This window comes from Epilithonimonas sp. UC225_85, from assembly GCF_042695135.1.
Taxonomy (GTDB): Bacteria; Bacteroidota; Bacteroidia; order Flavobacteriales; family Weeksellaceae; genus Epilithonimonas.
The window spans coordinates 2,613,476-2,637,565 of record NZ_CP170547.1; the positions used below are offsets into that span (position 1 = coordinate 2,613,476).

The 24,090-nt window shown below is 35.3% G+C and carries 19 protein-coding genes and 1 pseudogene; 3 read left to right on the forward strand and 17 right to left on the reverse strand.

Annotated elements, in window-relative coordinates:
- Positions 1-21 precede the first annotated feature (21 nt).
- Positions 22-1,452: an OmpP1/FadL family transporter gene (locus ACFJGY_RS12015; RefSeq protein WP_379964211.1), complete on the forward strand. Its 1,431-nt coding sequence runs from the start codon at positions 22-24 to the stop codon at positions 1,450-1,452.
- 55 nt (positions 1,453-1,507) lie between these two features.
- Here the strand turns inward: ACFJGY_RS12015 and rsgA are convergent, their stop codons facing one another.
- From rsgA to ACFJGY_RS12040, 5 genes are all read right to left on the reverse strand, one after another.
- The gene (rsgA, locus tag ACFJGY_RS12020) at positions 1,508-2,434 is read right to left on the reverse strand and encodes a ribosome small subunit-dependent GTPase A (protein ID WP_379964213.1); all 927 of its coding nucleotides are present in this window, start codon (positions 2,432-2,434) and stop codon (positions 1,508-1,510) included.
- Positions 2,435-2,504: 70 nt separating this feature from the next.
- A complete protein-coding gene (locus tag ACFJGY_RS12025; protein ID WP_379964215.1) occupies positions 2,505-2,948 on the reverse strand; it encodes a hypothetical protein in 444 nt (147 codons plus the stop codon).
- Between the two features lie 451 nt (positions 2,949-3,399).
- On the reverse strand, positions 3,400-4,479 hold the full coding sequence (locus ACFJGY_RS12030) for a chorismate mutase (protein ID WP_379964217.1): 1,080 nt from the start codon (positions 4,477-4,479) through the stop codon (positions 3,400-3,402).
- Positions 4,480-4,987: 508 nt separating this feature from the next.
- Complete coding sequence (locus ACFJGY_RS12035) at positions 4,988-5,692, reverse strand: hypothetical protein (protein WP_379964219.1); 705 nt, start codon at positions 5,690-5,692, stop codon at positions 4,988-4,990.
- Between the two features lie 204 nt (positions 5,693-5,896).
- Positions 5,897-6,115 carry a hypothetical protein gene (locus ACFJGY_RS12040; RefSeq protein WP_379964221.1) on the reverse strand — a complete coding sequence of 73 codons (219 nt, stop codon included), beginning with the start codon at positions 6,113-6,115 and terminating at the stop codon, positions 5,897-5,899.
- Positions 6,116-6,387: 272 nt separating this feature from the next.
- Here ACFJGY_RS12040 and ACFJGY_RS12045 point away from each other — a divergent pair, with 272 nt between their 5' ends.
- The gene (locus tag ACFJGY_RS12045) at positions 6,388-8,124 is read left to right on the forward strand and encodes a helix-turn-helix domain-containing protein (protein ID WP_379964223.1); all 1,737 of its coding nucleotides are present in this window, start codon (positions 6,388-6,390) and stop codon (positions 8,122-8,124) included.
- 18 nt (positions 8,125-8,142) lie between these two features.
- Here the strand turns inward: ACFJGY_RS12045 and ACFJGY_RS12050 are convergent, their stop codons facing one another.
- The 7 genes and pseudogenes from ACFJGY_RS12050 to ACFJGY_RS12080 form a co-directional block, all read right to left on the reverse strand.
- Complete coding sequence (locus tag ACFJGY_RS12050; RefSeq protein WP_379964225.1) at positions 8,143-9,615, reverse strand: serine hydrolase; 1,473 nt, start codon at positions 9,613-9,615, stop codon at positions 8,143-8,145.
- 712 nt (positions 9,616-10,327) lie between these two features.
- A complete protein-coding gene (gene dnaX, locus ACFJGY_RS12055; protein ID WP_379964227.1) occupies positions 10,328-11,410 on the reverse strand; it encodes a DNA polymerase III subunit gamma/tau in 1,083 nt (360 codons plus the stop codon).
- Between the two features lie 389 nt (positions 11,411-11,799).
- Entirely contained in the window at positions 11,800-12,270 is a 471-nt protein-coding gene (locus tag ACFJGY_RS12060) for a hypothetical protein (RefSeq protein ID WP_379964229.1), read from the reverse strand.
- A gap of 77 nt (positions 12,271-12,347) precedes the next feature.
- A complete protein-coding gene (gene odhB, locus ACFJGY_RS12065; protein ID WP_379964231.1) occupies positions 12,348-13,586 on the reverse strand; it encodes a 2-oxoglutarate dehydrogenase complex dihydrolipoyllysine-residue succinyltransferase in 1,239 nt (412 codons plus the stop codon).
- Between the two features lie 68 nt (positions 13,587-13,654).
- A complete protein-coding gene (locus ACFJGY_RS12070; RefSeq protein ID WP_379964233.1) occupies positions 13,655-16,465 on the reverse strand; it encodes a 2-oxoglutarate dehydrogenase E1 component in 2,811 nt (936 codons plus the stop codon).
- A 124-nt stretch (positions 16,466-16,589) separates the two neighbouring features.
- Entirely contained in the window at positions 16,590-17,624 is a 1,035-nt protein-coding gene (locus ACFJGY_RS12075; protein WP_379964235.1) for a polyketide cyclase, read from the reverse strand.
- Positions 17,625-17,639: 15 nt separating this feature from the next.
- Positions 17,640-20,236 (reverse strand): annotated as a pseudogene (locus ACFJGY_RS12080) (BamA/TamA family outer membrane protein).
- On the opposite strand from ACFJGY_RS12080, the gene ACFJGY_RS12085 reads away from it, so the two are divergent.
- Positions 20,222-20,950 (forward strand): RNA methyltransferase, encoded by a 729-nt coding sequence (locus tag ACFJGY_RS12085; protein WP_379964237.1) that lies wholly within the window; start codon positions 20,222-20,224, stop codon positions 20,948-20,950. The pseudogene ACFJGY_RS12080 and the gene ACFJGY_RS12085 overlap by 15 nt on opposite strands.
- Before the next feature lies 1 nt (position 20,951).
- Here ACFJGY_RS12085 and ACFJGY_RS12090 read toward each other — a convergent pair whose 3' ends face one another.
- From ACFJGY_RS12090 to porQ, 5 genes are all read right to left on the reverse strand, one after another.
- Complete coding sequence (locus ACFJGY_RS12090) at positions 20,952-21,446, reverse strand: phosphoribosyl-ATP pyrophosphatase (protein WP_379964239.1); 495 nt, start codon at positions 21,444-21,446, stop codon at positions 20,952-20,954.
- Between the two features lie 3 nt (positions 21,447-21,449).
- Positions 21,450-21,758, reverse strand: coding sequence for a hypothetical protein (locus tag ACFJGY_RS12095; protein WP_379964241.1), 309 nt, complete (start codon positions 21,756-21,758; stop codon positions 21,450-21,452).
- A 91-nt stretch (positions 21,759-21,849) separates the two neighbouring features.
- Positions 21,850-22,227 carry a YtxH domain-containing protein gene (locus ACFJGY_RS12100; RefSeq protein WP_379964243.1) on the reverse strand — a complete coding sequence of 126 codons (378 nt, stop codon included), beginning with the start codon at positions 22,225-22,227 and terminating at the stop codon, positions 21,850-21,852.
- Positions 22,228-22,320: 93 nt separating this feature from the next.
- Positions 22,321-22,998 (reverse strand): (d)CMP kinase, encoded by a 678-nt coding sequence (cmk, locus tag ACFJGY_RS12105; protein ID WP_379964245.1) that lies wholly within the window; start codon positions 22,996-22,998, stop codon positions 22,321-22,323.
- Positions 22,999-23,086: 88 nt separating this feature from the next.
- Complete coding sequence (porQ, locus tag ACFJGY_RS12110) at positions 23,087-24,082, reverse strand: type IX secretion system protein PorQ (RefSeq protein WP_379964247.1); 996 nt, start codon at positions 24,080-24,082, stop codon at positions 23,087-23,089.
- Between the last annotated feature and the right edge of the window lie 8 nt (positions 24,083-24,090).

Genomic DNA, 24,090 nt, shown 5'->3' on the forward strand with positions numbered 1-24,090 from the left:
TAAAATACATTTCATATTAAAATGCTAAAAAAGACTTTATTACTCCTTAGTATTCCTGTCTCTTTTGTTTACCTCAAAGCTCAGGATGTATCGGTAATTACAAATACAGTAGATGTTTACTCTGCAAATCCGATCAACGGAACTGCAAAATATAATGCAATGGCAGGATCAATCGGAGCCTTGGGTGGGGATATTTCCTCAGCAAGTGTCAATCCTGCCGGTATAGGCGTATTCATTACGAGTGACTTAAATTTGACTTTAGGAGTTAATAGTAATAAAAATACGACTACGCTCGCTGGAGTTCCAATGAGTTATAAAATCAACAATACAGATCTTAATAATTCCGGAGGTGTTCTCAGTATCAACCTTGAGGAATTGGGATCTAAATGGAAATTCATAAACATAGGTGTTAATTACTCTACGCAGTCTATTGATAATTATTCTGAAGCTGCCGGAAATGAAAATATAAAATTATCAAACACATCTATTACAGCAACTCCAACAGCTTATTCATATTCTGGTCACGCTTACGACCGATATGGTGATCTTTCTAAAACCAATTTTACAGTTGGTGCTAATTATGATAACCGTTTTTATTTTGGAGCAGGACTTAATTTTCATAATTCTTACATAGATCAAAATGACATTGCTAATTTTTCATCAGGAAATTATGTAACAACTTTTGATAAACAATACACGAATTTTAAAGAAAAAGGCGAAGGTTTTTCTGCAAATGTCGGTGTAATTACTAAGGTAAGTAATCAATTCCGACTTGGTGCGGCTATTGAATCACCAACGTGGTGGAGCATAGATAGAGTTTATAATCAGTATTATATTGACACAAACCAATATGATGTTTACAGCGAAGACAGAAAATTGTCAACACCTATGAAAGCAACTCTGAGTGCAGCTTTTGTTCCAAGCAAAAACTTCGCTTTGAATGTTGATTTTATACAAGGGATTACAAAACCAAAATATAAAGAATACGGCTATGCTGAAGAAGAATTAAACGACTTCTTCGATGATTCTTATAAAAATTCTTCTGAGGTACGAGTTGGTGCAGAATACAGAGTTGCCGGCTTCAGACTTCGTGGTGGTTATGCCTATCAGGGAAATAGTTTTGATAATATTTCACTGTCAGGCTATAACGATAATGGCTCTACTTCTAACCAATCTTTTTCTAATCTTCTTGTAGGAAAACGAAATACGATTGGTGCGGGTTTAGGTTATGACTTCAAAGCTTTTTATATAGATGCTTCTTATCAGAACATTTCTTCTGAATACTCAAGTCCTTTTTTATATGGTGTTAAAACAAGTGATAATGCTTCTTCTTACACAACATCGGGTTATTATAATCCTTCCGGTGTTGAATTGTTAAGCGATTCTTACGCTGTTTCCAAAGTAAAAAACAAAAGAGATAATTTCTTCGTAACAGTTGGCTGGAAGTTCTAAACTTTTCGGTTCTAAATAAAATAAAAGTCCTGATTTTCGTTCAGGACTTTTTATTTTAGATTTGATTCATCTCTTCTGCTTCTTCCATCAGCTTTAGATAAGTGATGTATCTTGTTTCCTCTATTTCTCCGGTTTCCAGACTATTTAAAACGGCACATTTTGGTTCATTGATGTGCATACAATTGTGATATTTGCAACTTCTCCCCGCTTTGAAAATCTCCGGAAAATAATGCTGGATTTCTTCTTTCTGAACATCTATCATTGCAAATTCCCGAACGCCCGGTGTATCGATAACCGAACCGCCAAAATCCCAGAAATGCATCTGTGCAAAAGTCGTCGTATGTTTTCCTTTGAGCTGAGATTCCGAAATTTCTCCTGTCCTGATATGAAGATCAGGCTGCATCGCATTCACCAAAGTTGATTTTCCACATCCGGAATGTCCGAAGAATACAGACGTTTTATCTTTAATTTTATCGATGAGAAAATTGAGATTCAGTTTTGTGTAGGAAGAGATATTCAAAGTGTCGTAACCGATGTTTTGATACATTCCTTCGATGTTTTCCACGATCTCTTTTTCTTCGCCGTTCAAAGTATCCATTTTATTGAATAATATCAAAGTCGGAATGTTATAAGCTTCGCAGCAGGCAAGAAAACGATCCAAAAAGCCTAACGATGTTTCCGGGAATTTCAAAGTATAAATAAAACATGCAACATCCACATTGGAAGCAATAATATGCGCTTCTTTGGAAAGATTAACCGATTTTCTGATGAGATAATTTTTTCTAGGAAAGATCTTCGTAATCCAAGCTACATCATCCTGCTCCAAAGAGAATTCTACTTCATCTCCTACTGCAAGCGGATTTGTAAGTCTGGTTTTTATCAATTTGAATTTGCCCCGGATTCTGGCTTCATAAACAGTTTTAGATTCTGCTTCCAAAACCTGATACCAGCTGCCAGTAGATTTGATGATGATTCCTTTCAAAAAGTAAATTTTTATATTGTATGGCAAATTTAGAGATTTAAAATCATCATCAATAAAAAAGAAGCTATAATTAGCTTTTTTTAAATAAAGTTTTATTTTTTATTTTAATTATAATCGAGTAAATATTATATAGGTTTAATAATAAAATTGACATTATCCAAATCCAATAACCAAAATTAAATTCAATAATTTTACCCATCCTTCCATTTTCAGAAACTAAAATTTCATTCCAAAAAAGAAAACTTAATGATAAGCCAAATGATAAAATTGAAAACAAAATTGCTATTTGCGGATATTTTCTTGAAAAAATAATTGAGTTTAAAAATAAAGGATTTGCTGTCCAAATAATTGTTTCAAAAATTCCTCCACCTAAAAAGGCAAAAAAACCTGACAATAATAATTCTCCCCCATTATATTTTATACTTCCATTATAATCTGATACAATAATAGCATTAAAAAATAATGAAATAATAAAAATTACTATAATTAAAACTTGAAATTTATATTTTTTCATTTATGTATAATTAATTTTTTAGCAATTTACTGCAAATTACATTATCTAGTTAAAGCTTTTTATCGTCTTTATAAATAAAAACCCTTTCAGAGCTTGAAATCTGAAAGGGTTCTTTTATTTTCTGAAATTTTATTAGGAGCTATTTCCCGCTTTTCGTTGCAATCTTTTATTTTTTCTTAAAAAATAAAAGGATTTCCACTGCAATCGGGGCTACGGATTTTCAACCTCAAATGACGCTTTGTCCAATAAAAGTGAAAATCATCAAATTGGTTGACATTTTCTTTAAACACAGAATCTGCAGCCCGGCCTGAGTGGAGCTCATTTTTTGCAGATTACTAAAGTTTCTTTCTAACTGAAAACATCTGGCAAAAAATAGCGGGAACGGAGGACGGAAAAGCTGCCCAAATAATTAAAAGTCTTCGAGAGCCTCAGACTGACAACATTTAAAAAATTATCTGTCAATCATAATGTTATTCTGAACTTCAATACTTTCTTCGTGGATCGCTTTGAAAACTTTCTCGATGAATTCTTGGGACATTCCTGTTTCGCTCGCCTTTTGGTTGGCGTATTCTGTGATCACTTTCCAACGTTCCGGCTGGAAGATCGCAATGTTATTTTCTTTTTTCAAAGTTCCGATCTTTTCGGAGATCTTCATTCTTTGAGACAATAATTCGATCAATTGGAAATCCATATCGCTGATGAGCGTTCTATGTTTTCCCATCTCTTCCTCGTAACCAGAAATATCGGAATTCCGGATCTGAAGATTATTAATCATTTCTGCCAAAACTTCCGGCGTAATCTGTTGTGAAGCGTCGCTCCAAGCGTTGTCCGGATCTTCGTGACTTTCTATGATGGCTCCTTGATATCCAACGTTGAAAGCTTCCTGTGCAACACCGGCCAAACCGGTCCTATTACCACAAATGTGCGACGGATCAATAAACAATGGAATATTCGGGAATTGATTTTTGAAATCCAGAGCGATCTGCCAGTTCGGAATGTTTCTGTATTTTGTTTTTTGGTAAGTTGAAAAACCTCTGTGTATTGCGCCAACATTTTCGATCCCCTGCCCTAAAAGCCTTTCCAAAGCGCCGATCCAAAGTGCCAAATCCGGATTCACTGGATTTTTTACCAAGATTGGTTTGTTGGTTCCTCTCAATGCCTGAGCAATTTCCTGAACTGTAAAAGGATTTACAGTGGAACGTGCGCCGATCCAAAGAATATCTACATCTGCCTCCAACGCTGCAAAAACGTGATGTGCATTCGCAACCTCAGTCGCTGTCTTGAAACCATATTCTTCCTTCACTTTTTTCAGCCAGTTGAGACCAATCACTCCTACTCCTTCGAAGCCGTTTGGTTTTGTTCTTGGTTTCCAGATTCCGGCACGAAAAGCTGAGATCTCTGCACCGCTCTCTTTCAGTCTTTTGGCCGTTCCCAGCATTTGCGACTCACTTTCTGCGCTGCAAGGTCCTGCAATAATCATTGGATTTGCAAAGTCCTGGATCCAATCGTTCTTTAATTCGTTTAAGTTCATATTTTAAATTATATATTTTAAATTAATGCAATAGTATATCTGTTATAAATATTGATTTATAATTCTTTTCCAAAAAATAACGTTTAAAAACTTTAAATGAGTTACGGAAATTTGAACTGTTCCGTATATTTTTGAGAAAGAAATTCAGTTAGCTAAACCAATAAAATCGGTAATAGTTTCTGAAATTTCTATAATAAGATCCAAAAAAGCTAAATGATCCACCAAAATATTTGGCAGATACAGAAGTTGTAAAGTATGGAAAATTGGTTGATTCCATTTATTAATTGCCTTATCAGAAGGCTTTTAGCACTTAATTGGGTTAATCGATTTCAACTAATTTATCGAAATCTTAAACAAATATATAAATTTATAAGAAATGGAATGTTATAAAATTAATTAAATTTTTAAATAAAAAAACAGAAGCAGGAAAATCCTGCTTCTGTTAAAATTAATATATGAAATGAATCCTTAAACTTCATTTGTGTTTCGGTGTAAGAAAATAATTGTTTTAATTGGAAATTTTATAAATGTAAACATTCACTTTTGCACTATTGAGCAGTGTGATATCAGCCGGTAATAAACCTGAAACATTAACCGCAAAAGTTATTGTATCGCCAGAGCCGAGTTGTACCAGCGATGTTAGTTTTGTAGAAGTCAGCGGTACTGCTGCAAGTGTAACACCCAACAGTGATACTCGAACACCGTCAAAAAGTTTCTCATCCCAAACTGTGCTGCCATTTTTTATAATTCCAAGTTTTTTTCCGCCCAATGCCTCCAAATTAACACCCGAAGCAAACTGAAATTCATAATTAATTACATAAATCCCGGCTTGCGGAGCTGTATATACTCCAGTATTGAAAAGGGATTGAGCCCCAAGTTTTGTGTCGTTTGCCCCCGTAAGATTAATTTTTGACCAGTAATTTCCCAATCCCAGATCCAGAAGAGACCAGGATCCGCTTTTGGATGCATAATAAGCATTAGCGTTCAAAATATCAGAACTTATTTCTTTCACTTCAGAGTCTCCGGTTGTAGCGGTCTTATCTCTCAGCAAAAGTGTGTAGTTACTATTTAACGAAGTTATAGTTGTAACATTCCGAACTTTTAAATTTCCGTTAATATCCAATGTTGATTTAGGATCCGATGTATTAATCCCAACTTGTGCGTATAGTATATTCGTAAATATAGTAATCGCGAGTATTGTATTTTTTTTCATGAACTCCATAGCAATTATATTTATTGTTAAAGTCAAGTTTGTGTTTTAATAGCTGCATAATAAATATTCAAAACTTCTACTCATTTCTGAGAAAATTCTTCTATTTATCATTTCATTTTATTGTTTTATTGGTTTTCATAGTTATTAGTTTTTAAATTGCCGGCTTCATGGTCTGTTCATAAAACCAGCAATATTTTTTTCATATTACCATTGATGCCCGTTCTTTGGAGGCGGATCAGCCGGTATTTGATTAGTTATAGCAGTTGCACTATCTATTGTTATACTGTCATTGTCTCTTTTAAAAATGTTGTCTGTTTGTTTTTTGTTAAAGGTTTCTGTTTCTAAATCTTCGTCTTGCGCTCTGCAGGAATTTGTAAAAATTACAATTGCTAAAATTGAAATTGTTGAGATAAACTTTTTCATGTTCTTAAGTTTAAAGTTATCCCGGCCGGTTGGTTAATTAGAATTCTGAGACGAATTTATCAGACAAATTTCAGGTTTCAAAGCAATGGTGGTGCTTATTTGGAAATAAGCACAGGTTTATAATTATGGTTACTAATACTTAAATAATTGATTTATATGTAGATAAAAAAAAACATTAAAAGGCTAATTTTATTAATATTTAAAAAAGAAATAATTCGTTTTTTAGCCTGGTTTTTGATTACTTTAGTTCAGAAAGATTAGATTTCTATTTTATGAATATGAAAAAAAATTATTTCTTGATTGTGTTTTTGTTTTATGGAATCTTCTCTTCGCAGCAGAAGAAATTCAGTGATTATTATAATCTCAAAAAGAATTATGAAAATTATCCTGAAAATGACACCCGCGCTTTTCAATATTTGAATCAATATATTTTTCTCGCCAAGGAAAAGAAAAATTATTCTCAACTCGTCCAGGCTTATGAAGATGCCGTGTTCTATTCAAATTCTGCAAATGAAAAATTAAAGTACGCAGACAGCACAATCACAGCCGCATTAATGTCAAAAAACAATGATCTGATCAGTGATGCTTATCTGGGAAAAGGCATCATCTATTATTTTAACTATAAAAAATACAAACCTGCATTAGAAGAATATCTGAAGGCTCACCAATATTCTGAAAATTCTAATGATGAATATCTAAAAAATGAAATCCTTTATCATCTTGGTATTGTAAAAAGCTATTTGGGGTATTATGATTCTGCTTTGGAACATTTTCAGAAAGCAAACGATTATTTCTATAAAAAGTCACAGGAAAATGCGCATCCAAATATAATTTTCAATAATAAAAAAGGTTATTACAATAGTCTGCACAGGATCATAGTCTGTCAGAGAAATCTTAATCATTATAAATCTGTAGATTCTTTAATTAATCTTGGACTTTCGCAAACTCAAAACAGCACTGATTATCAACAGGAATATGGTTATTTTTTAAAGGAAAAAGGGATTGAAGAACTTCGTAAAAAACAATTCGCCATTGCTCTCAATAATCTACAAAAATCTCTGAAGCCAATTGCTCAAATCAAAGATTTTGCCTGGGCTACAGTTGATTACTATTATATCGGTAAATCCTATCTGGCATTAGACAATTCGCCAAAAGCAATAATATATTTCCAAAAAGTTGATTCAATTTTTCAAAAGCACAATTTTATACTCCCGGAACTTCGTGAGAACTATGAGCTGCTGATCAATCATTATAAGAAGGAAAAAAATGATCCGAAAGAACTCTATTACACAAAACAGCTTTTAAAAGCGGACAGGATTATTTCTAATGATTTTTCTTATCTGTCATCCACCATTCATAAAGAATATGACACAAAAACTTTGCAGGAAGAAAAAGAAAGGCTGGAAAGAAAAACTTCCTGGGGCGTCTGGATCATTATCGGGCTTATTTTTTTCGCAGCGGCTCTTATCTTCGTCATTTTCATAAAATATAGAAATGAAAAAAGAATAAAAATAAATTACAGAATTTTAGAAAACAGAATTCTAAATAACTCTTATATCCCACAACAAAAATTTGATTTAAAATTAAAAGACGATGACAAATCTTCCTTAAATCAGGAACTTATTGATACGATATTAGCAAAATTGAAAAATTTTGAAGAAAAATCAGGATTTATAGAACAGGGATTGACCTTAAACAAACTAGCTCATAAGCTCCACACCAATTCCAATTATCTCTCTCAGATTATTAATGAATATAAAGGCGTCAACTTCAATCGGTATCTTAGTGAGTTGCGGATAAACTATATTACCAACAAGTTATATAACGACAAAGTGTATCTAAGTTATAAAATAGAAACATTAGCGGAAAAATGCGGTATTGCTTCCAGAACGAATTTTTCTAATTTATTTAGAGAAATTAATGGGATCCGGCCAACAGACTTCATAAAGAAAAGACAAAAAGATGTTTCAAAAGATCCTCAAAATTTTTCCGTTCTAAAAACAATTTAAATATCTTAATATCACAAATTAATACTTTATCTCTTCAATTTTTTTAAGCATCTCTTTCGCATTATCATTTCCAGGATTCAGTTCCAGAGATTTCTGATAATTCTTTTTGGAAAGTGCATATTCTTTGTTATTAAAATAAGCTTCTGCTAAACTGTCATAAGGATTTGCTGAGTTTGGAAATTCTGCGACATAGAGTTGAAACAGCTTGATGGATGACGTTACTGCTCCACTTCTCATTAATTTATAACCCAGATTATTAAGTTCAGCTTCATCAGAAAAGTTGTAGAAATCTGGTTTACTTTTCTTTAGTTCTTTGTAATAAGCAATTCCGGAATCGATGTTTTCAAAACATTTCTTCTCAATTTCTCTTCCGATTAATTTCTGACCAAACGGTTTCAAATCGTCAATCAGATTTTGGACAGCGTTGTACAGATTCCCATAAGTATTTTCGCCACCCTGATTGGTAATTACAGAAATTCCTATGTTGTAATCCGGAAAAACCCAAAACAAATTCTGCGTTCCAAAAGCGCCTCCGTGTTTTCTGGCATTTCGCCCGTTGTGATTTACGGTCACTTCATCCCAAAAATAAGCGTTCCAGTAATTTTTATTATTGAGCAAATCCCGTTGTGATTCCTGAACGAGTGGATTATTTTTATCCAATTCAAATTTCAGAAATCTGGTCAAATCCGTTAACGTCGATTTTAAATAACCTTGCGCTCCCCAAAGCGAGTATGGCAAAAATGGCATCAAAACGCCGTTTCCATCGTAACCATTCGCAATGGTTTCATTTTGATTGATATGAAGTTTTGTGTGATTTAATTTTAAAGGAATTAATATATTTTCTTTCAGTAAAGTTTCATAGCTTTTCCCATAAACATTTTCAAGAATATTTGCTGTCAGTTGTAAAGTTCCATTGTTATAATTATAAACTGTCCCTGGCAAAGTTTTCACTTTTATAGATTTCAAGTCTTTGAAAAACTGTTCTTTTGTGTAAGCTTTTTCCAATTTTTCAATTTTGAAAGCCGTGCTGTCATTCCTTACTTTCAACAATTCACTTCTGTCAGGCAAATCTTTATCAAAACCGGATTTCAAAGAAACCAAATCCTTAATAGTTACAGGCGTTCCATTAAATTGAAGATTCGGATAAGAACCTGTCATATATTTTCTGATGTCATCATCCAAACTGATTTTCCCGTCCAAAACAGCTTTTGCAACCAATGTTCCTGTAAATAATTTCGTAACCGAAGCAATTTCAAAAAGTGTTGAATTATTGGCTTTGTTACCTTTTCCTTTGTCAATTTCGCCGTAATGTCTTGTATAAGTTTTTCCATCTTTCACGATTCCGATGGAGAAAGAATTTGCTTTTGACTCTTTCAAGAATATCGTTGCCTGAGCATCCATTGCAGCGAAAATCTGTTTTTCAGTTACAGTTTTCTGAGCAAATGTGGAAAATCCAACTATCAATAAGATAACAAGAATCAGTTTTTTCATTTTTGAATTTTATGGTTATTTTCAGTCCTGTTATTATGACAACTTAGGAATAGGCTTTATTACATCTTGTTTTAAACATTTTGTCAAAATAAGAACTAAGTCAAATCGAATCTCATCAAATCATCCAAATCTTTTAAAAGCGGATTGATTTCCACAAACTTTTCAAAGATTTTTCTTTTGGTCATTACTTCCTTCTTGATTGTTAAATCTGTTTGATATTCAACTTCAATCTTAAAGTTATTGACCTTGTGTTTGAAATGGTTAAAGAATTCGATGCTCAGTTTGTCAAACTCTGCTTTTGCTGTTTCCGAAGAATATTTGACAATAATTAGATGTTCATCAGATTTTTCTAATTTGAAGCTGCTGATCGCATTTAAAACAAAAGTATTGGTTTTTGCCAGATCTTTCAGGAAGATATTCCACGCGTTATCAATATCGGTTTGAGAAAAATGATTGGAAGGAAGGTTTTCATCCTTAATCTCTGCAAATTCATCTTTTTGAGTTTCTTCCTTTTTCTCTAAAGCCGCTTTGATGCTGAATTGGGAATTCGACGAACTTCTGGCAATAGGTTCAGACGCTTTCTGGATGACCTTTTTAGGTTCTTCAAAAATTGATTTTGCGGTTTCTGGTTTTGCTTCTGTCTGAGGTTTAGGTTCAGTGGAAACGGGTTTTGTATCGGAAATTAAATTAGCTTCAAGAAGCGGCGCTAATATTAAGAACTTTTTTTTTTAGCTTCCAAACCTGCAGTGAGACTTGATAATTGCATCAAGGCAATCTCAACAGTCAAACGTGGATTTTTGGAATTTTTATAATTAATGTCGGCGAAATTACAAATCTCGATGCCGTCTATCAATTCCTGGGCTTTCCATTTTTGGGATTGTTCTGCAAACTTTATTTTTGTTTTTTCTCCAACTTCGATCAGGTTCAAAGTTTTTGGATTCTGAGCCATCATCAAATCACGGAAATGATTTCCCAACCCGGCAATGAAAATATGCGGGTCAAAACCTTTTTTAACAATCTCATCAAAAGCTGTCAAAACGCCCGGAATATCATTTTCTTTCGACAAATCAGCGATTTTCAGATATTGATCGTAATCCAGAATATTAAGAACTTCTGCTGCTTTTTCGAGCGTTATATTTTTCTGAGAAAATGTACTTAATCTATCAAAAATTGATAAAGCATCTCTCAAAGCGCCATCTGCTTTTTGAGCTATGAGATAAAGTGCATCATCTTCGTAAGTGATGCTTTCCTTCTCAGCAATTTTTCTCAAATGCTCCTGGATATCCTCAATCGTAATTCTTTTGAAATCATAGATTTGACATCTGGAAAGAATCGTTGGAATGATTTTGTGTTTCTCAGTTGTTGCTAAGATGAAAATAGCGTGCGCCGGCGGTTCTTCCAAAGTTTTCAGGAATGCGTTGAAAGCGGCCTGAGACAACATATGAACCTCATCGATAATATAAACTTTATACTTTCCGACTTGAGGCGCAAATCTCACTTGGTCAATAAGTTCTCTGATGTCGTCCACCGAGTTGTTGGAAGCGGCATCTAATTCATAAATGTTAAATGCAAAACCGTCATCATCAGCAGCACCGGATTTTTCATTGATTTTACGGGCAAGGATTCTGGCGCAAGTCGTTTTACCCACACCTCTTGGTCCGCAAAAAAGCAGAGCCTGAGCCAGTTGACTTTCGTCGATGGCGTGTTCCAAAGTATCGGTAACGTGCGATTGCCCAACAACAGTGTCAAACTCTTGCGGACGGTACTTGCGTGCGGATACGATGAAATTTTCCATTGCTCAAAAGTAAGGATTAATTGTGAATTTTGGAAATGGTTTTTGTTTAATTAGATTTTTTTTTGAACGCAAATTGCGCAAAGATTTTATTAATTATTGAAAACATTTTAAGGTTCATAAAGGTACTTCGACAAGCTCAGCATAAACTTCAAACTCTTCAAAGGAATGTAATCATATTTCTATAAGTCGTTGATTCACTACAAAGGCTCTTTAATTTACTTCGTTGGATCATTGATTCATTACTTTACTTCATTGAAGCATTATGTTGTGCCCTTGATTCATTACGTTACGTCATTGATTAATTACGATGAAGTAGTGAAGCGTTACGTTGAGCCGGTGATTCACTCCGTTGAGGCATCTTCACGTATTCATCGGCTTTCCCGGTAACATTAATAATTGTCGCCGTCTTCATCCAGAAAATCAAGTTCGTCATCAGTTTGAATATAATCCGGCGAAATTCCGGGTGGATTAAACAAACCCCAATCGTCGACAATGAAATGCTTGGGATTGAAAGTTGCGACCCAATCGATAAACAAAATTCGAAACTCCTCAACCAGTTTTCTGACGAGATGATAATATTTTGCTTCGGAAAAACCAAAGTGTTCCAAATTATTTCCTCCAACCAAAATATCTCTAGCCGCTTTTCTTATGATACTTGCATTCTCCATTTTAATATCATACAATTTTACAGCCTCGGCTCCACAAATCTTTGCCTGAATTATCATACTATCGCTCAGTAAATATTGCTTAACAGTTTGCAAATAATCATTATCGTCTGGAAACAAATCTGTTATAACCTTCAGAGTGTCGTAGATTTCTTGGGATTTTTTGTAAAGTGGCAATTCAAAACACTCCATCATAATTCAATTTTATAATTAAATATAACAAAAAAAGAGAGCAAGTTTTTGCTCTCTTAAATTTATATTATTGAAATTAATTACAATTCCAAAGCTCTTCTTTCGTCGCCATCCATTAGGAATTCAACCGGATTGTCGATTGCTTCTTTTACAGCTACCAAGAAACCTACGGATTCTTTTCCGTCGATGATTCTGTGGTCATAAGACATTGCAACGTACATCATTGGACGAATTACAACTTGTCCGTCAACTGCAACTGGTCTTTGTATAATGTTATGCATTCCCAAGATTGCAGATTGTGGCGGGTTAATGATCGGAGTAGATAACATCGATCCGAAAGTTCCACCATTGGTGATAGTGAATGTTCCACCAGTCATCTCGTCAACTGTAATTTTTCCGTCTCTTACTTTAAGAGCAAGGTCTTTGATGTTAGCTTCAACGCCTCTCAGAGACATATTTTCTGCATTTCTAAGAACCGGAACCATCAAACCTTTTGGTCCGGAAACCGCAATAGAAATATCTGCAAAGTCATAATTGATCTTGAAATCACCATCGATAGACGCATTAACATCTGGGTAAAGTTTTAATGCTCTGGTTACCGCTTTCGTGAAGAAAGACATAAATCCAAGACCGATTCCGTGCTTTGCAGCAAATTCTTCTTTATATTGTTTTCTAATTCTGAAAATCTCGGACATATCAACCTCGTTGAAAGTCGTCAACATAGCCGTTTCGTTTTTCACTGAAACCAATCTTGCAGCGATCTTTCTTCTAAGAACTGAAAGCTTTGTAGTTGATGAACCTCTGTTTCCGCCACTTGCGCTTCCCATTGCAGGAACCGAAGCCGTGACAGCGTCATCTTTTGTAATTCTGCCATCTCTGCCAGAACCACTTACCTGACTTGGAGCAATCCCTTTTTCGTCAAGGATCTTTTTAGCAGCAGGAGAAGGCGTTTGAGCAGCGTAAGTTTCAGTTTTTGCAGCCTCAGCTTTTGGAGCGGGTGCTGGTTCTTCTTTTTTAACTTCAGCTTTAGGCTCTTCTTTTGGAGTTTCAGCCGGGGCAGCACTTCCTGCTGGCTTGGCTGCATCCATATCGATAAGACAAACTACTTGACCAACCTGAACCACTTCACCTTCCTCAGCCTTCAAAGTGATGATACCACTCTGTTCAGCAGGAAGCTCCAAAGTTGCCTTATCAGAATCTACTTCTGCAATTGGCTGATCTTTTTCTACGTAATCACCGTCTTGTACTAACCAAGTCGCAATTTCTACTTCTGTGATAGATTCTCCCGGTGAAGGAACTTTCATTTCTAATATTGACATACTCTTTTTTGTTTTTAATTTCAGAACAATCTGTGAGGACTGCTATTCTTTATAGTTTATTAATTTTATTAAGCTGTAACTGGTCTCTTTGCAGGTTCATCGTTACATTGAAAAACAGAATTGATGATCTTCGTTTGGTTTTTTTCGAACATCTTGTGACTTCCCGGCGCTGGCGTTCCGCTGGCAACTGGAGAGATCAACTGGATATTTGTATCCCGGAAATTTCTTAAAATGAAACTCCAGGCACCCATATTTTCAGGTTCTTCCTGAGCCCAGATCAAATCTTTTTTGTTATTATATTTATCGAAGATCGCTGTGATCTTTTCAAAGTTCAATGGATAAACTTGCTCCAATCTTACCAAAGCTACTTTATCATCATTCAATTCTTCTTTCTTAGCTAATAGATCGTAATATAATTTACCAGTACAAAGTACCAATCTTTCCACTTTTGCAGGATCAGCCGTTGGATCGTCTAAAATTGGCTGGAAACTTCCTGTTGCCAGATCTTCTAGTGGAGAAACTACTTTAGGATGTCTCAATAGAGATTTAGGCGTCATAATGACCAATGGTTTTCTGAATCCGAATTTCATTTGTCTTCTCAACAAGTGGAAATAGTTGGCTGGGGAAGTGATGTTCGCTACGATGATATTCTCATTTGCAGCAAGCGTCAGGAATCTCTCAAGTCTAGCAGAAGAGTGTTCTGCACCCTGACCTTCGGATCCGTGAGGCAACATCATTACCAAACCATCCTGGATCTTCCATTTTTCTTCAGCAGCAACGAGATATTGGTCAACAATGATTTGTGCACCGTTTGTAAAATCTCCGAACTGAGCTTCCCAGATTGTCAATGTTTTAGGAGCAGCCATTGCATAACCATAATCGAATCCAAGAACACCATATTCTGAAAGATGTGAATTATAAACATCAAATCTTTGTTCGTTGATATGTCGTAATGGGATGTATTCTTCTTCCGTGTCTTCAGTTTTTACAACTGCGTGGCGGTGAGAGAAAGTTCCTCTCTCCACATCTTCTCCGGATAGTCTCACATTGTAACCTTCAGTAAGAAGGGTTGCATAAGCCAACAACTCTCCTGTTGCCCAATCAAGAGAATTACTCTCTATCATTTTCAATCTTGTTTCAAAAAGTCTTGTGATCTTATTGATGAATTTCTTATCTGCGGGCAGTGTTGATATTTTAACCGCAAGTTCCTTTAATTTCTCAAGGTCGTAAGTGGTGTCAACGTTTGAATTCGCAACAGCACCTTTAGTTCCGAGAGGGAAATCTGTCCAGTCGTCTTTCATAAAGACGTCCATCGTATTTCTCTCGATTTCTTTGGAAGCGTCAAAATTCTCATCAAGCAAAGCTTTGAATTCTTTCTCCATCTTGCTCAACACTTCGTCAGAAACCACATTTTCTTTGATCAAAAGATCTTTGTAGATCTCTCTTGGATTCTGATGTTTTGAGATTAATTTATAAAGATTTGGCTGAGTAAATCTTGGTTCGTCACCTTCATTGTGACCATATTTTCTATAACCTAAAAGGTCGATATAAACATCTTTACCAAATTTCGCACGGAAATCTGCTGCAAATCTAATCGCGTGAACTACAGCTTCTACATCATCAGCATTGATGTGCATCACCGGAGAATCTGTCACTTTTGCAATATCTGTACAGTAAACAGACGATCTCGCATCTGTATAATTGGTTGTGAAAGAAACCTGATTATTCACAACGATATGAACTGTCCCACCCGTTTTGTATCCTTCAAGATTCATCATCTGAGCAATCTCATAAACGATACCCTGACCAGCAATAGCACCGTCTCCGTGGATTACGATTGGTAAAACTTTCAAATAATCGTCTTTGTAAACGTTGTCAACTTTAGCTCTGCAGATTCCTTCTACAAGGGCAGCAACAGTTTCTAAGTGCGATGGATTCGGCGTTAAATTAATTCTAACCTCTTCTCCGTTCGCAGTTGTTATTTTTTTTGAAGAACCCAAGTGGTATTTAACATCGCCGGAAAATACATCTTCTTCAAATTCTTTTCCTTCGAATTCTGAAAAGATCTGCTTGTATGACTTTTGGAAAACATTAGTCAATACATTAAGACGTCCTCTGTGAGCCATTCCAAGAACAACCTCATCAACGCCTAATTGAGAAGACCTTGTGATCAACTGATCCAAAGCTGGGATCAAAGATTCGCCTCCTTCCAGAGAGAAACGTTTCTGACCTACGAATTTTGTATGAAGATAATTTTCAAACGCCACCGCCTGGTTCAATTTGAAAAGAATCTCTGTTTTTTCCTGAGCAGAAAGATTTGGATGGTTTTCGTTGACGTTTACCCATTCCATGATCCATTTTTTCTCCTCAACATTCTGGATGTGCATATATTCCACACCGATAGAATCACAATAGATGTTCTGAAGATGCGTAATAATTTCCTGCAATGTTGCAGGTCCAGCCATACCGGTTTGGGTTGCAGAATTGAATTTCTTATTCAGATCTTCCTTAGACAATCCGAAATTTTCTATATCAAGCGTCGGAAAATAAAATCTTCTTTCTCTTACAGGATTTGTTTTTGTAAAAAGGTGTCCTCTTGATCTGTAAGCTTCGATCAGATTTACCACCTTAAATTCCTTTGAAATATCTTCTGAAACCGCATTATTCGTAACGGCTTGCTGAGCATATTGAACAGGAGCAGAACCAGAAGGTGCTGCAGAAACCGAATCCTCTTCGCCATAGTTTTCTAAAGCGAAATCGAAACCTTGAAAAAAAGACTTCCAAGAAGGCTCCAAAGAATCCGGGTATTTTTGATATTGCGCATACATATCATCAATTAATTGAGCATGTACAGCATTTAGAAATGAAAATTTATCCATTATTACAGATTATCTGTTAAATTTTATTATTAAATAATTGCCAACAAATTTACTAAATTTTTGTGGAATGGCATAAAACGCCTTGATTTATTAACGTAAATATACGTGATATTTATCAGATTAGCTAACGATAAACCGGAAGTGATAATTTCAGTTTTACATCCTGAACATCAGCCGGTTCTTCCAGGAATTCTTCCATAAGCTGTCCGTTTCTAAGTGTATCTTTTTTCGCCTTTTTCAGCAGTTCCTGTATGTTTTTTATACGATTATTATAATTACCCTGAAAATAGATCACATATACTTTAGAAGCATTTACAGTCTGGAAATTAAAATTATTATCGCTTACAGAAACTCTTTTTGACAATGGAACGCCATAGAAATATGAAATTTCTTTGTCTTTGAGATTGGCAGGATTGGTCAGTAAAACAGGAACGCCAATTTCGTCATCTTTTTTCCCAAGATCAGATTTAACGAAATTTAAAACCTTATTATGATTCATCAAAACGTTTTTAAAAATGATCTCTTTCGTATTTCTCGTGCTTACATTGACACCTAAAAGTATTCCACCTTCCCGGTTTTCGACCATGACGCTGTCGTATTTCACAGAAGCCAATTGCTGATCTTTATCCACTTTGTTACCCAAAAGCTGATAAAGATTTTTCATACTTTTATCAATATTCTCAACGAAAAAATCTTCTGCAACAAGATTGAGTGACCTTTCCAGGTAGCTTCTTTTGGGCGTATGAATATTCCAGATCATTTTTGTTTTATTTCCCGAAGGAATAAATTTTACATCAATCAAATATGGATTATTACTGTCGCCTTCAAAAAGCTGATAACGCAAAGTTCTGTTAGGATTGGAATATCTAATAAACAGATCTCCGAAATCATCATTCTTTTTATCAGAAAATTTCATGGCGCTTCCAAGACCCTCGTAAGGTGTAAAAAAGCTGTAACTGATATCTTTTTTCTCATTAAAGAAATCATTCCATGTTGTGAAATTCTGTAGGTTATTAAACTGAGGGAAAACCTTATCCACCGGATATGCGATCTCAGAATGATGAACAAAACTTTTGCTCTCATCCACAAAATTCATAGAAACAGAATAGATCCCGAACAGGCAAAAAATGATTATGATGATAAATTTGAGAAGTCTCATTTTGAATATTAAATTTTAGAATGGATAACCAATCGCGAAATTGACAGTAGGCTGAAAAGGCTTGATTTCATCGATGACCCATTTCTCACCCTGAACGCGGTTTGGATCATACATCTTGTAAGCCAGATCCAATCTCAGATTCACATAAGCGATATTCATTCTGATTCCGAAACCACTTCCTACACCCATTTGACTGATAAATTTTTTGAATTTGAACTGATCTCCAAACCCATTATCCTTCAGTCCCCATATATTTCCTGCATCTGTAAAAAGCGCCGCTTCAAAAGTGTCCGTGAGAGGAAGACGATATTCTATACTGGTTGTCAGTTTTACATTATCCATCGCATAAGAACGAACTCTCTCATCCAACTGAGAATCTGCAGGCCCCAATCCGCCGAAAGCAACCCAGGCTCTGATATCATAAGCACCTCCATTAAAATAAGATCTTACGAAAGGCATCTCTGTAGAGTTCCCGTACGGAATGCCAATTCCCACAAACTGCCGGAATGCCAATGTATGCGGTTTTGCACGGTCATTAAAGAAGGTAAAATATTTGCGGTAATCGAGATCGAACTTTATAAATTGTGAAAAAGGTATTTTGAATATGGTTTTTGTATCACCATACAACAGATAATTCTCTTCCTTTTTGGTAACAAGGTTAAGGAAATTACCCGCGATCTCAACTTTACCAATAAAAGAAAATGGGTTTTTGTAATCTTTTTTTCCTATCTCATTATAAGTAAAATTATAAATAATGGAAGATATGATAACATCCTGAGTCTGGCGCTCCTTATTGTAAAGAGATTGCAGGTAGTTGTAGAGTAAGTTCCTGTCAGAATTGGTAAGTTCCGTAATGAATGGTATATCCCCTAAAATAATTGCAGAAATCTGATCGTAAGTTAAATTATTAGATGGTGTTACTTCCGGATGATTTACTGCATACAGATCAAAAACATTTTGTCTGATCTCATCATCTCCGGGAAAATAAGCATAATATCTGTCTTTGTTTTGAGTTAAACTCAGCTGTGTATTAAATAGCGTAAGCCGATGCTGAACTTTCCCGTCGTTTACATTGGCATTGTAAGACAGTCCTGTATTAAAGTTAATCCTGCCCAGTCCGATATTATTCTGAACAGATGCACCAAGATTGATACTTGTTGTGGGTGAATATCTTTTGGGAATCAGTTTCCAATAATTCTTAAAAGGCACAAGCAGTCTCGGAAACTGGAGAGAAGTCTGCGCGGATAATTCGTAAGCATTGAAAAAAGCATTCGGGTCTTTTGGATCTTTCGTAGTTCCGATGATTCCTGAAAAACTCGTTACCAGATTTTCTGCGCCCCCAAAAACATTTCTCGTTGTAAGATCTACAGATGGTGAAAAACCAAAATTCAGGATCTGAGAATAATGAATATCGGTTGCAATGTTGAACTCATATTTCGGTAAAGGTTTCAGAACATATTCTACATCTATAATACTATCTCTTTCTGCTGCGGTTCCTTCTTTACGGAGTTCGTCAGACGCTTTTAGAATCGTAAAGTTATTCATTGCAATCAGATTACGTCTCGTAAGATCCAGATCAGTCTGTTTGTAAATCTGACCAGGCTTAATAGTAATAGGAAGCCAAAGTGCATTGGCATTATAAGCGCTGTCTTTTCTGTAAATATTAATTCCTCGGATGCTGTCTTTGAGCGGAATATCTTTAAGCGTATTGATATTTCTGGCTACAGAAACCGATATTTTTCCAATGGTTGCTTTTCTGTAAGGTGTATTAATAGAATCTTTATGAATATTCATTGTCAGAGGAACATCTTTTCTGCTTTGTAAAGAATCGGCAACGAAATAAATATCCTGACTGTCATTATTGAATTTATAATAACCATTCTCTTTCATCAGATCATTGATCCTGGTGATTTCTTTTCCAGAACACCTTCATCCAAGATCTGACCTTTTCTCACTAGACTTTTATCGATTTTGGTCTCATACAAACTACGGATATTTGGGTCCGGGATGTTATAGAAATATTCTTTGATATGTGTAGGATCTTTGTGGGTAATAATATATTCTACCTCAGCTTTTTTCGCAGCAGAATCCTTTTCTACAGAAGTTTTGACTTCGGCGTCCCAATAACCACGGTTGATCAATCTATTATTAATACTCTTTGCACTTTGCTTGGTTTTAGCATCGCTTAGAATTACCGGTGCATTCCCAACCGTATGAAAGAATCGGTTCCAGAAGAGATTTTTCCCTATAAATTCCGGATGATTATATTTTACAAAAAGAGAATCCCGAAGTTTCTGATTTCTCATCTCACTTGGGTAAGTCATATATTCCTTGAGAATCGTGTCGTATTTTGGATTAGCCGCATTGTAAAGCACAAGTCCCAAAGGAAGGACAAAAAGCGTTTTCTTATTTGGTTTTTGCGCTACCAGATCAGGAAGCTCATCACCCAGAATTTTGCCGTCGGTATATTCAAATTTGTTCTTTGTAAGAAGAAATTCTCCGTCGGGTACTTTTTTGGTTACATTACATGCGTACAAAATCACACTTAAAATTGCGGAGTAATAAAATATATGATATTTTTGAAAATATTTGTTACTATGCTTACGGCTCATATTATAAAGACTATACAATCTCTGGACAAAAAGAAATACAGGCAAAAATACAATTTGTTTTTAGTTGAGGGTAATAAAATTATAAAAGAACTCCCCACTTCTGACTACGAAATTGAAAACCTCTACTCTATAGATCCAGACAATTTAGTTTTTAAAACGCAGGAAATTGAGAAAATCTTGCCTGCCGATCTCAAAAAGATCAGTTTTCTGCAGCATCCAAAAGATTCTGTAGCAGTTTGTAAAATTCCGGAAAGCAGAATTTTAAAGGATGTTTCGATTCAATTGATATTGGACGGCGTCCAGGATCCGGGAAATCTCGGAACAATTATAAGACTTGCCGACTGGTTCGGAATTGAGCAGGTTATTTGCAGCAACGATACTGTTGACGTTTACAACCCAAAAGTAATCCAGGCAACAATGGGTTCTTTCATAAGGGTCAATGTTTATTATACTGATCTGGAAGAATATTTAGCAGAATATCAATATCCAATTTTCGGGACAGATATGAATGGAGAAAATATCTATGAAACCAAATTTCCGGAGAAATTCTCACTGGTTTTCGGGAATGAAGGAAACGGAATAAGACCTTCCACAGAAGATCTTATTACTAAAATGATTACAATCCCAAGATTCGGAAGATCACAGTCAACAGAAAGCCTGAATGTTTCTATGTCTGCCGGAATCATCTTGGGCGATATTTTTTCTAAAAAATAATTTAGATTAACTTTTCCATACTGGATGTGGTTTTATTTCTTTGATAATCATCCAGTTTTTTTCTGATAAATCTGAGAGCATAAGGTGCAACATACACCAAAGCCAAACCGATTAATTTTCTTTTCCAATTTTTATTCATCACGCTTTTTTTTGCAAAATTACCTACCAGTGCCACAGTTCCCATTTTGATGGTAGTCTCCAGCAGTCCGGATCTTACGCCATCATTTGCCAGATTGAAGACATTTTTTTTAGAAGCAGATTCCTTCAGTCCGGATGAGATCTCTCTCATAATATTTTGTGTATCCAAAGAAAGTGATTTTTCACCATCTTCGTCTTGTGTTTCTTTCAGGAATTTATCTGTAAGACCATTTGTTATCACACTCAGGCTTTCTTTTTTACTTTTGAAGGTCAGAATGTCTTCCAGCTCAACAATTTCCTGCTTCAGAAGTTTTTTTTCACTTCTTAATTCATCAAGATTAGTATATTTAGTCGCCATATTTTAATGTTTTAGAAATTCAATGACTCTGTTAGCAATTGATTTTACAATTAGTTTTTTGAGGGAAAATACCGCAATCATCACTACAAAATAGAATCCGGCAACGATAAGAAATCCGTAACCTGTGTTACCTAAAGATTGCCCGATAAGAAAAGCAATTCCGAAATTGAAAAGAATAATAAAAAAAGAAAATGCAATGACAAAAATTGAGATAAATGCAATAATTCCCGCTGAAAGAGAAGATTTTTCCGTGAATTGGAGCTTGATCAGATCCAGACGCTTGGTCGTATAATCTTTTATAATATCAATCATAAGAATCTTAATTAAATTTAAAATTACACATTTATTTACAAAAAAAGGAATTTAGAAACTAAATTCCTTTTTAAAAAACTAAAAACTAAGCTTATTTCAAGCCGTCCAATTCAGTTTCTACGTCTTTTACAACATCAGAAGTCCCTGATACAATCTGATCTTTATATTTATCATAGCTGTCTTTTACAGTAGAAGCTACATTTTGAGCTGTTTCTTTAAAAGTTGAAGAAAGAGAGTTATATTTATCTTTTACGGTAGAAGAAACTTCGGAATATTTATCTTTCACAACTTCAGAAGTCTTTCCATATTCGTCAACTGCTTTATCTTTAAGATCTGTAGCTTTTTCCTTAATTTTTCTTCTTGTTTCTTTACCTTCTTCCGGAGCGTAAAGTAAACCTAAAATTACACCTGTTGCTGCTCCTGCCAACAATGCAGCTAATACTGCTGCTGAGTTTGATTTTTTTGACATTGTTATTATTTTTAAGTTAATTTAAAATTCGTATTGATATTTATAAATTTACAACTAAAATGCCAAACAGGGAAACAACCTCTTAAAATTTTGTTAAAACTTTTTGATATAGGATAAAATCAACTCAATAGTCTGTTCTTTATTAATATTTGTATTGTCAATTAAAATGGCGTCATCGGCTTGTTTTAAGGGGGAAACCTCTCTCTCACTGTCGATCTTGTCTCTTGTGATGAGATTTTGTTTTACCGTTTCTATGTCAGTCTTTTCACCTGCCGTTTCCAGTTCCAGGAAACGTCTTCTGGCACGCTCATCCTGACTTGCTGTCATAAAAAACTTATAATCTGCGTCAGGCAGGACAACTGTTCCGATATCTCTGCCATCCATTATCACTCCGCCTTTTTCAGCAATATCTCTTTGGGTTTTAAGTAAGAAATTGCGGACATCGGCTTCTTTTGCCACCTGGCTTACATTGTCAGAAACCTGTGGAAACCGGATTTCCTTGTTGATATTTTTACCATTCAGAAATAACTGAAGCTCGCCATCAACATTCTGAAACTCAAGGTTAATATTTGGAAGAGAATCGATTAATTTTTCTATGTTAATACTTTGATCTTCATTAATACAATTTTGAAGTGCAAAATAAGTGATACCCCTGTAAAGTGCCCCTGTGTCCATATGAATGAGACCAAGATTTTTTGCAATAATTTTAGAAATGGAACTTTTTCCCGTGGATGAAAATCCGTCGATCGCGATAACCGGTTTTTTTGTCATAGCACAAAATTAAAAAATTCTGAGATTTTGACGTCAAGAAATTGAAAGAATAAAAAAACGCTATAACTCTCCTACTGCAAATTTCAAACTACCTCCTATTACCGCCAAGTTCAATGAGATCCATCGTGAGCCCGATCATATTGACATTGGAAGCATTATGATAACGCATATGAGAATAATCGAATCGGAAAGATGAAATCTTTATACTTAGTCCGGCAGACAATCCGGTAAAGCTTCTTTGGTCCAGAACAGCCAGCTCGCCACCTCTTTTCACATTATAACCAAATCTGAGATTGAAAGCCTGTCCTGGAAATAACTCTGCCCCGAAAGATAAATGATCCAAAGCTTTTCTTCCGAATTTCGTCGGTTGTCCGTTGATATCTGTTGTTGCAGAAATATCCAGTTGCTGAAGATCGTGCGCCGTAATGGTAATCGCAGCCGGAAACTCGTCCAAGATTTTTGTATATCCAAGATCTACCCGGAATGGCAATTTCTCTCGAACACCATTATAAGGCTTAATCTGATAACCAAAATTCCTGAATACCAAAGCCAAAGTTTCATTTGTCTTATCAAAATAATATGTAACACCGGCATTTGCAGTAATTGCAGAAGATGAGTATGTGTCAATTTTTGACGTAATATAATTGACATTGGCACCAATCGTCCAGTTATCTTCAAACTGATAAGCATATCCCAGGCCTACAGAGGCATCCATTGCGGAAAAATCACCATTGATAATAGAATTTTCATCCGTTCTCGGCATAGATCCGTAATCCATATATCTCGCATTGAAAGAAACCAGATGCCCGAATTCCAGATCACGGACATAACTGATGCTCCCAATTTTGGTATCCGCAAGATAAGAGGCGTAGTTGACAGACAGCATATTATCCATTTCAAGATTCATCAAAGCCGGATTGGCAGCCGTAAAATTCACATCATAATCACGAACAGAAACGGCATCGCCCAAAACAGCTTGTCTTGGAGAGATGGGGATATTAAGGAACTGGTAAACCGTGGTTCCCGTTTGAGAAAAAACCACACTGGAAATTACGATAAAAAAGAGATTGTAAAACTTCTTCAACACTGTCT